The sequence below is a fragment of the Bartonella sp. AD328YNZD genome (assembly GCF_042196425.1).
The window spans coordinates 1-10,246 of record NZ_JBHIQG010000064.1 but is presented as its reverse complement, the minus strand read 5'-3'; the positions used below and the strand labels follow the sequence as shown (position 1 = coordinate 10,246).

8 protein-coding genes and 2 pseudogenes are annotated in these 10,246 nt (G+C 36.7%); 5 read left to right on the top strand and 5 right to left on the bottom strand.

All coding sequences use genetic code 11. The annotated features are described in order from the left end of the window. The 3 genes from ACFIO3_RS04825 to acnA all read right to left on the bottom strand — a co-directional run. Nucleotides 1-593, bottom strand: a 593-nt coding sequence (locus tag ACFIO3_RS04825; protein WP_375704145.1) for a DnaA N-terminal domain-containing protein, incomplete at its 3' end; no start/stop codon positions are given. A gap of 713 nt (nt 594-1,306) precedes the next feature. After that, nucleotides 1,307-1,573, bottom strand: a complete 267-nt coding sequence (gene rpsT, locus ACFIO3_RS04820; protein ID WP_375607855.1) for a 30S ribosomal protein S20 — start codon at nt 1,571-1,573, stop codon at nt 1,307-1,309. 225 nt (nt 1,574-1,798) lie between these two features. After that, nucleotides 1,799-4,486, bottom strand: coding sequence for an aconitate hydratase AcnA (gene acnA, locus ACFIO3_RS04815; RefSeq protein WP_375607856.1), 2,688 nt, complete (start codon nt 4,484-4,486; stop codon nt 1,799-1,801). Nucleotides 4,487-4,782: 296 nt separating this feature from the next. On the opposite strand from acnA, the gene ccmA reads away from it, so the two are divergent. The 5 genes from ccmA to ACFIO3_RS04790 are packed head-to-tail and all read left to right on the top strand — an operon-like array spanning nt 4,783 to nt 7,719. Further along, a complete protein-coding gene (gene ccmA, locus ACFIO3_RS04810) occupies nt 4,783-5,394 on the top strand; it encodes a heme ABC exporter ATP-binding protein CcmA (protein WP_375607857.1) in 612 nt (203 codons plus the stop codon). An 11-nt stretch (nt 5,395-5,405) separates the two neighbouring features. After that, nucleotides 5,406-6,071, top strand: a complete 666-nt coding sequence (ccmB, locus tag ACFIO3_RS04805) for a heme exporter protein CcmB (protein ID WP_375607858.1) — start codon at nt 5,406-5,408, stop codon at nt 6,069-6,071. A gap of 46 nt (nt 6,072-6,117) precedes the next feature. Continuing rightward, the gene (locus ACFIO3_RS04800; protein WP_375607980.1) at nt 6,118-6,897 is read left to right on the top strand and encodes a heme ABC transporter permease; all 780 of its coding nucleotides are present in this window, start codon (nt 6,118-6,120) and stop codon (nt 6,895-6,897) included. Next, nucleotides 6,885-7,136, top strand: coding sequence for a hypothetical protein (locus tag ACFIO3_RS04795; RefSeq protein WP_375607859.1), 252 nt, complete (start codon nt 6,885-6,887; stop codon nt 7,134-7,136). The genes ACFIO3_RS04800 and ACFIO3_RS04795 overlap by 13 nt, the downstream gene beginning before the upstream one ends. After that, nucleotides 7,111-7,719 carry a DsbE family thiol:disulfide interchange protein gene (locus tag ACFIO3_RS04790; RefSeq protein ID WP_375607860.1) on the top strand — a complete coding sequence of 203 codons (609 nt, stop codon included), beginning with the start codon at nt 7,111-7,113 and terminating at the stop codon, nt 7,717-7,719. Before ACFIO3_RS04795 ends, ACFIO3_RS04790 begins: the two co-directional genes overlap by 26 nt. 938 nt (nt 7,720-8,657) lie before the next feature. Here the strand turns inward: ACFIO3_RS04790 and ACFIO3_RS04785 are convergent. Then, nucleotides 8,658-8,806: pseudogene (locus tag ACFIO3_RS04785) on the bottom strand (hypothetical protein); the annotation flags it as partial. A 144-nt stretch (nt 8,807-8,950) separates the two neighbouring features. After that, a pseudogene (locus ACFIO3_RS04780) lies at nt 8,951-9,285 on the bottom strand (replication initiation protein). Nucleotides 9,286-10,246: the final 961 nt, after the last annotated feature.

Genomic DNA, 10,246 nt, shown 5'->3' with positions numbered 1-10,246 from the left:
AAAGCAACACGATTAGAAGCCCCCTCAACAAAACTTTCAAAAGTATAGCGAGAATCAAGTGGAGATCCAAAAACCCCAGTCTGAGAACTCTTGACTGAATGCTCTGCACAACTCTCAACAAAAGATGAAGCCGCCTGCTCCTGCAACACAACAGAAGGTGCACTTGTTTTACAAATGACTTCTCTTGAAACACGTTCCATACCGCGAACAATGACTTCAACACGAAGAATCGCCGAATTCTCTTGCTTCCATAAATGAGTCAAAAGAGAACCATAGTGATTATTAATCCATGAACGCAAAAAAGCTGTAGGAACAGAAAGCTTTACAAGAGTATGACTATATTCAGCAAGCTTTACACGACCAAACCAACTGGTATAAGCCTCAACACCAACCTGCACCTTTAATTGTGCCATAACACGGACAAAAGCCGCCGCACCTTCCTCCTCTGAAACAAGAGAGGGATCTATAGAAGCATTTTTACAAACAGTCCCCTCACCACCCATTATCCTATTCTTTATTATATTCTCTGCCGGCAGAATGTTCACCGAAACCCTTTTAAAGGAACTAGCTTTAGAGTTCAATTTATCCACCATCTTTCATCCTGATAAAAACAAAATTCTGTCCTGCCAAACAGCTAAAATAAACCTAGCGAAGGCAAAACGCCCTACCCCCAATAAGATTCCTCATCCTCCCCTAGGGTAGCCTCATTACAACCCCATTAACAAAGATGACCAATAAGATTTACTTGCACTCAACCGATATGATCCACCCTTCTAAAATGGTAAACATACCAATCATGAAAACTAAAAAACCATCAGAAAACCTATCCAACACAAAATCTTCGAAAAGCCTAAACCAAAGCATCTTGTATCCAACAAAATACAGGATAATGCGCTGATATGACCCCTTCATGCTTTTTAGTCCTCATAGGAACCATACAAAACAGCAGAGGTAAAATGCAAGAGGTCAAAATACAATCAAAAGCCCCCAAAAAACGCTTTTAAAATGCTTATATCAATGAGGAATGAGAAAAATAATTGATTCAACTCATTTTTTTTCCGAATTTCTTAACAATTAAAGAATCTCTTCAGATTAAAAAAAAAAAAAATAAAATGCTTGACAAAAAAGACTCTGTAAAAATCCACAAAGCTTGTGGATAACCTTACTCCCTCTATAAACTTTCTCTCCTTTTTAAAGAAGAGAATCGTTGCCGATTCTTATTTTCAATGGAAGCTTTTTGAAACAAAAAACAAAAAGCCAGTGTCCTTACGGATACTGGCTTGTTTCCCAATAAAAAAGAAAAAGCTTAAACGCTGAAAGCCTTCAAACGTTTAGCTAAACGCGATACTTTCCGTGCAGCAGCATTTTTATGAAAAACCCCCTTAGAAACCGCACGCATAATCTCAGGCTCAAAATTCTTAAATGCAATTTCTGCACACGCCTTATCGCCACCAGCTAAAGCATCATCAAACTTACGCATAAAAGTACGAACGCGTGAACGGCGGGCCCTATTAACCTGTGTGCGTGCTGCAACCTTGCGCACCGCTTTTTGAGCAGAAGGTGTATTCGCCATAAATATAATCTCTCTTTCAATACCTCGGTAAAATGAGTCTCAATAACAACTCTACTAACAAAAGCAAAACTATAAAGTTGCTTATAACTGTATGGCTTATAGCGCAATCTCAAAGCCAACGTCAATTAAATTTTCAAAGATAGAGATAAAAAACGAAGCCAAAATCTTTTATCTGCAACTTTATAGTTCTATAGTTTAAAGACACTCCTCAACAAACAAAGGTATTTAAACGGCTAGCTTACGCAAGACATATTGCAAAATTCCACCATGATGTAAATAATCCAGCTCATCTTCAGTATCAACGCGGCATAACAATGGAACAGTTTTTACCGTACCATCAGAAAAAGTAATTGTCGCTAATGTCTTTTGACGAGGTTTCAAGTTATGAATCCCTTCAATTGTCACCTTTTCATCTCCCTTTAAGCCTAAAGATTTCCAACTTAGCCCCTCCTCAAAGACAAAAGGGACAATGCCCATACCAACAAGATTAGAGCGATGAATCCTTTCAAAAGACTGCACAATCACTGCTTTTATACCAAGAAGATTGGTACCTTTGGCTGCCCAATCACGTGATGATCCATTCCCATATTCAATACCGGCCAAAACGACAAGCGGAACACCTTCTTGTTTATACACCATTGCTGCATCGTAAATGGTTTGTTCTACTGCTGACGGATAATGAACCGTATACCCTCCTTCTTGACCATTTTCTCCTAGCATGAAATTACGAATGCGAATATTGGCAAAAGTCCCACGAACCATAACTTCATGATTCCCACGACGTGTTCCATACTGATTAAAATCCCCTACTTTAACACCATGATCCATTAAATACTTTCCTGCAGGAGAAGCTGCCTTAATGGAACCTGCAGGAGAAATATGATCTGTCGTGATTTTATCACCAAATAAACCTAAAATCCGTGCATCCTTAATATCTGGTAAGGCATTAGGAGTTTTCTGCATATCATCAAAATAAGGTGGATTGCGTACATAGGTAGATTGTTCATCCCAAGAATAGGTAGAACCCGTAGGGATCTGAACTTTTTGCCAATTTTCATCTCCCTTAAAGACATCTGCATATTTTTCAGCAAAAACCTTACGCGTCACATTTTCTTCGATAAATTCCTGTATTTCTTGAGAAGTTGGCCAAATATCTCTCAAGTAAATCGGTTGACCATCTGAATCTTCACCAAGAGGCTCCTTGGTTAAATCTTTACACACCGTCCCAATGAGCGCATGTGCAACAACTAACGGTGGTGAAGCTAAATAATTGGCTTGCACATCAGGGGAAACACGCCCTTCAAAATTACGATTTCCTGAAAGAACTGCAGCTGCAATGACACCATTGTCATTAATCGTTTTGGAAATAGCTGGATGCAAAGGACCAGAATTCCCAATACATGTCGTGCACCCAAACCCTACTAAGTTAAATCCTAACGCATCTAAATCTTTTTGTAGACCTGAATTTTGAAGGTAAGCTTCAACGACTTGTGACCCAGGTGCAAGAGAAGTTTTTACCCATGGTTTACTCTTGAGACCTTTTGCTACAGCATTTCGTGCCAAAAGACCTGCTGCAATGAGAACACTTGGATTTGATGTATTCGTACAAGAAGTAATTGCAGCAATCACCACATCACCATGACTCAGCGTATATTCTTCACCTTCGACCTGATAGCACTCATCTTGCCCAAACGTTTTTTTATAGTCTTCGACTAATGCTTTCTCAAAACCCTGCCCAACACTTTCCAATGCAATGCGTCCTTCAGGGCGTTTAGGACCAGCCATAGAAGGAACAACGGTTTCCATATCTAATTCAATTGTGTCACTAAAAATAGGATTAGCCCCCATTTCGTCATGCCACATCCCTTGTGCTTTGGAATAAGCCTCCACTAAGGCAATCCGATTTTCATCACGCCCTGTCATATTGAGATAACGCACTGTCTCCTTATCAATTGGAAAAAAACCACACGTTGCTCCATATTCAGGTGCCATATTTCCAATCGTAGCCCGATCAGCAAGCGTCATATGCTCTAAACCAGGACCAAAAAACTCAACAAATTTACCAACAACACCCTTTTGGCGTAACACTTGGGTCACCGTCAACACGAGATCGGTGGCGGTTACACCTTCTTTAAGTTTCCCTGTTAGACGAAAACCAATCACTTCAGGTAACAACATAGAAACAGGTTGGCCTAACATTGCCGCTTCTGCTTCAATACCACCAACACCCCAACCTAAAACACCCAAACCATTCACCATAGTCGTATGCGAATCGGTTCCCACACAGGTGTCAGGATAAACTGTCTCACACCCCTCTTCCTTCTTCATCCACACGCATTGCGCTAAATATTCTAGATTAACCTGATGACAAATCCCTGTTCCTGGAGGAACAACGCGAAAATTTTGAAAGGCTTGTTGCCCCCATTTAAGGAAACGATAGCGCTCACCATTGCGATCATATTCATGCTCAACATTTTCCTTAAAGGCCATGGGATTGCCAAAATCATCAACAATAACTGAGTGATCTATGACGAGATCAACAGGGATGAGAGGATTGATTTTTTCAGCGTTACCGCCAAGTTTGACCATAGCATCACGCATTGCAGAAAGATCAACAACCGCGGGAACACCTGTAAAATCCTGCATAAGGACACGTGCAGGACGGTAAGCAATTTCTGCCCCAGCACTCCCTTTGTCGCTTAACCACTTAGCAACATTGAGGATATCCTCTTTTTTAACCGTTCGACCATCTTCAAATCGCAATAAATTTTCGAGAATAACTTTCATCGAAAACGGCAACCGAGAAATACCTTCAAGTCCATTCTTCTCTGCTTCGATTAAGCTATAATAAGTATATTCTTTGCCACCAACATTTAACGTTCTGCGACAATTAAAGCTATCAATTTGAGTCATGACTGTCCACCCTCATACTAAAAACCACCCAATTTCTAGGAATGAACAACACAAACTACGAGTCAAGGTCGCAGCTTGAGCGCAGACGCAATACCTCCGCTATCCATTTCCCCCTCCACATTCTCATAGGCAAATGCGGAAATCAGCGCTGAAAACCATTCTACACCAGATATTGATGTAAGGCATTCCTTATAGAACTATTTCTAGAACTATTCTAGGTACAATTGCATAAAAAACGTGTTTTTTATTCTATAATGCAATAAAAATATGAAAATAAAAGCAAAATAGGCAATCACATGGTATTATCAGGAAAAAACTTAGCTGCTTACAGAAACGAGGAAATTCTGTTTAAAGGTCTTTCTTTTTGTTTATTTCCACAGCAACTTATGACAATCAGTGGACCAAATGGTATCGGAAAATCAACATTACTCAGAATCATTGTTGGTCTTCTTGAAGCTGCTGAAGGCCATATAATCCTTAAAGACCATAATCAAACATACCCTGTTGCAACTGCCTGTCATTACCTTGGTCCTCAAAACGCTATGAAACCTCTTTTATCTGTCATTGATAATTTGCAATTTTGGGCAGAATTTTATGGTCAACATTTACGCTTTGTGCATGAAGCCCTTGCCGATATTGGTCTTTCTGATCTTGAACATTTACCCTTTAACACTCTGTCAACTGGACAACAAAGACGTGTCGCTATTGCCCGCCTTTTACTTTCCTATCGTCCTATTTGGATTTTGGATGAACCAATATCTGGTCTCGATAATCATGCTCAAAAACTCCTTGCCCGTATTTTCCAACGTCATCTCAATCAAGGTGGTATGATTATTGCAGCGACTCATAATTCCCTAGGTATTCCAGAAAACCATAAAATCGCTCTGGAAAAATTTTTACCTCTCTAGGAAAAAATAAAATGAAAGCATTATTCTGGCGTGATCTTAAACTATTATTAGCGCCACAAGCCTCTTCACTAACAGGACTATTATTTTTCATCGCTGTTGTTGTCATAACCCCCTTTGCCATTGGACCAGATCCCAAAACTCTTGCACAAATAGGACCAGGTATATTGTGGTTTGGAGCCCTTCTCGCAGGACTCCTTAATCTGAACAAACTGTTCCAAATTGATCGTGATGATGGCAATCTCGACCAATTTATCCTTTCAGGACAAAGACAAAGTTTTACACTAATTGTTTTTACTAAATGCCTTGCCCATTGGGTAGGAACAATGCTTCCGCTCATTTTTGCTACGCCTATTTTAGCCATCATGCTCCATTTAGATGTCACGCTAATTTTTACAACAATACTTACCCTTTTATGCGGAACACCAGCCATTATTTTTATTGGCGCTATAGGAGCAGCACTGGCAACCTCATTGTTGCAAAGTACCCTTCTTATTTTCATCATTATCTTGCCATGGATTATTCCAATTATGATTTTTGGTGTTTCAGCTGCTACAGCTCCAACAAACCCAAATGCCTCTTTTCTTACATCCCTAGCTCTTCTTGGCGCTTTTTCACTTTTTTTGAGTCTTTTTAGCTCTTTTGTGGCCGCTATAACACTTAAGCTGTTATCAGAATAATAAAAGATGATTGCCGCATAGCAAAACTATGCCTATTATGAATTTTATGAATGAAATAATGCGCACATATAAAACGAGGTCACTCCCTATAAGTTTTACCCGTTTCATGAAAATAAGCAAAATGATTTTGCCTTTGTTAGCCAGCATAACATTGTGTTTTCTTATCTTTGGGTTGATTCTTGTGATGCATTCCCCTGACGACTATCAACAGGGAATTACTGTTAAAATTATGTACCTTCATGTACCCTTTGCGTGGTTGTCTACATTCTGTTACATAACGATGAGTGCCGCGGCATTAGGAAATTTGATTTGGAAATATCATCTTGCTGATGTGGCACTCAAATGCGGGGCGCCCATTGGAGCAATTTTTACCACCTTGGCTCTCATGACAGGAGCACTTTGGGGGAGACCTACATGGGGAACATGGTGGGTCTGGGATGCTCGGTTAACATCAGTTTTAATTCTACTTTTTATCTATCTTGCTATTATCCTGCTTGGACAAGCTTTCGGCAATCAAATAAAAGCCGCGCGTGCTACTGCAATTCTTACACTTGTTGGATTTGTTAATATCCCTATTATTAAATTTTCTGTTAATTGGTGGAATACATTGCATCAACCCGCATCATTGTTACGCGCTGGAGGACCAACAATCGACAATGCTATGTTATGGCCCCTTATAACAATGCTCTTTTGTTTCATCTTTATGTTTATTACGCTCTATTTGATGGCTATGCGAAATGAAATCAATCATCGTTATATCCAAATACTTCAGATGAAAAAATCCCGTCGTGCACAACAACAGGACTCTTCATCATGCTCCATCTAAATGGCATCCAAAGCGGACTTTTAGGAAATCTATCTCAGAAAATTGATTTTTTCCTTGGAACCCTTAAACACGAGCAAATTGTTGTTTTAAGCTATGTGCTTTCTGCAATATCCCTCTTCTGTCTTATTGGATATATTCTTTGCAAAGCCCTCTACCAAAAAAAAATTCTCCAACAGCTAAACAACAAAGAGCTGTCACAAAAAGAAAAGTATAATGAAAAACATCCTTCCAAAACTTAAAAAAAATATATCTTTGCCTGTTTTGTTTGTTCTTTTTGGACCATTTGTGCTTTTTCTTCTGCTCATGGTGTTTTTTTTCAATTTTATGGATAAAAAATACCCTCAAGATCCAGCTCTTCTCCCAAACGCATTGGCTAAAAAGCCTGCCCCCAATATCTATCTTCCTCTCCTTGATCAAGCAAGTTATCTCAATTCAAAACAGTTTAAAGGACGTGTCACATTGGTCAATTTTTGGGGTTCTTGGTGTTTACCCTGTCGCGAAGAGCATCCTCTTCTTATGAAAATTGCACAAGATAAACGTTTTGATCTAATTGGCATTAATTATAAAGATAACAAAGCAAATGCCCTGCGCTTTTTAAACAGTTTTGGTAATCCTTTTAAATTTATTGGCTTTGATGATTCAGGATATACAGCTATTGACTGGGGGGTGTATGGACCACCAGAAACCTTTCTCTTGAATAAAGAGAGTATTATTATTGCCAAACATGTTGGTCCCTTAACATGGCAAATTTATCAAAAAAAAATTCTACCAAAAATTGAACAAGCGATAAGACAGAAGATGAATAAAATATCGACATATTGATTTTAAATAAAAAACAAGAAAAACGAAAATTATGTTAAAGACTTATAGATCTTTTAACTGAAAAACCGTTCCTTTTTGAAAAGAAAAATTCTACTAGAATAAAAGCATCAATAGAAGAAAGTAATTTAACAACATCTAATTTCAAAGTATGTTTAAAATGTATAATATTTTTCCAAATTTTTCAAAAAAATGACTTAATTGTCAATTAAAGAAGCTTTTTGGAAAGGTTTTATTTTTAAAAAAATCGACGGCAGCGATAAGATGTGTAATGTAGCGTTACGCAACTAGCATCATTAAATTTATTCGCATAAATATTCAGCATATCTGAGAGAATAAAACGTAAGTCAAATTTTGATATAGAACTCACTTCGTTCGTACATACATCAATAAAGTGAGAGACTAACATCTCTCAAAATCTCTGTACATTCACAAAAACCATGAGCTCAAATCCGCATTTATCGAAGGAGCTAACAATCCTAGATTTTTAGGATAAAGGAATCATCTACGAAGGCACCTAATGGCATCCTTGATCCAAAATAAAACAGATTGTTTTGTCCTTCTCATGCGGTTCCCAAATCATAATCAAATAAAAAAATCTCTGTTGACGCTAAATTTAACCCTACAATGCATTCAATGAAATAAAAATTCACGTTTTAAAACTGAAAGGCTCTCACAAAGCTTTTTTTAGCCTAAAAGACAATTTTAATTTATAAAGATCATTTTAAAAAAACATCACAAACTAAAAAAGCACATTTTATTTATACACTCCTGAAAATGTCTTTCTTTGAAAGATTTTTGAAGGTGCAATTATATGTTTTATTTTAAAACGTAATTTTAAGATACAAAATACATATCGAAAAAACGATATTTGCTCGATTTTAGTAGCTATAAGAAACTTCTCAAAATATTATGATTTTGGATATATTTGTTTCTGTTTATTATAATAATTTCCCTTGCGGATCTTTTTTAAATTTAAACTCAACTGCTGTAACTTTCCTCCCAGTTTTGATGGACTTCCAGTCAATTTTCCATCCATCTTTTTGTTTAGTTCTGTAATGGCTGATTCAATAATACGACGTTTAATGTTATTAAAGTTTTGGCATTATTTTTCTGTGCAATCCATTAAAATACAAAAATCATCAATTGTATACTTGCAGTACCTGAATCTTTGAAGCGCGTTAATAATTCTAATAAACGCCATGAATAGATAGAATGGAGCGCTGAGACCTGTTTAAGTTGATAGGCTAATAAATTGCTTTTTGATATTCGTTAAATACGGTATTAATTTTAGCCACCAATAAAGTTCAACCCATCCTTCATCTTTTTGATAGTGTTCTTGCCTACCCCACCTCATTTTAACTTCTGTTGAAGAGATAGATTTACCTTTGCGAATGTAAGCGGGTTCATAAAACGCAATAGATCGTTGATATAATTTTTTAGAGGCACTTTGAAATGCTTCATAGGCAGTGCGCATTTAGTATTATTAGGTTTAGAAATAGCTATCATCATAATTCTTTTTTCGGATAGAGTTAGTCTGTATCCAGCACAGATTAATGCGTTTTGCATTGTGATTCATCTATTGCTACTGGTGCATTCTAGATTAACAATTTCATACTTATCTTTTTTAATTTAGGTATTTTTTCTTTCTATGTTTTGCATGAATGCGTCTTTTTTTAAGTGTGTATGTCGTGAAATTTTTATAACGTATTTTAATTATTTTTCTACTGTTCAACCTGTGGAAAACACTCGAAAAAAGATGCTTTTAATCATTACAAGATATTGATTTTAATAAAATTTACCATTTTTTTCTAGTAAATGAAAACACCGAATACTATGAGATTTTCTCAAATTTCTCTATGTTGAACTAAAAAAATGTTTAAGAAAAGGCTAAAAGTACCTTTTATGAATCGTTTAAACATGAAAATAATTGGCAATATTTTAAGTTGAAAAATATAATAATGCAGACTTGTAAGTAAGAACATCCGGTTTCACCATGCTATGCATGCCATTTTATAGAGCACCACCATCTTTACGCTTAATATCTTAATATAAAAGTTGTAAGTCATTATCATAACACACTTTGCCACATCTTGGATATTACGACACAGCCTTGGCACTTGAAACGATTCATAAGAGGCATTTTACGCCTTTTTTCGTGCTTTTACCCCCACGCCAACCCTACGTGTAATGTGCAAGCAAGCGATTCTAATTGATGCAACATAAAAAAGTTTGCAATGAGAGAACTCTACAATATTCAGAGCTCTAATTCAACATGCAAAACGATAAATTATCATTATAAACCAATTTATTAGTATATTGAAGGTCCTGTATGATGTAAATACTGATTGTCAAAGAAAGATCATTAGCATACATCGAAAAAAGCTAAGAAAAGAAATATTCTAGAGTTTCATAATAGCTGTGCTTAAACTTTTATGACGTGAATAAAATAAGCTTTTGTTGCAATCATCATTTTTTATGAAAAATATTTGATTATGTTTTTTCTTCTAGAAATTCTTGCGGTGTAAAA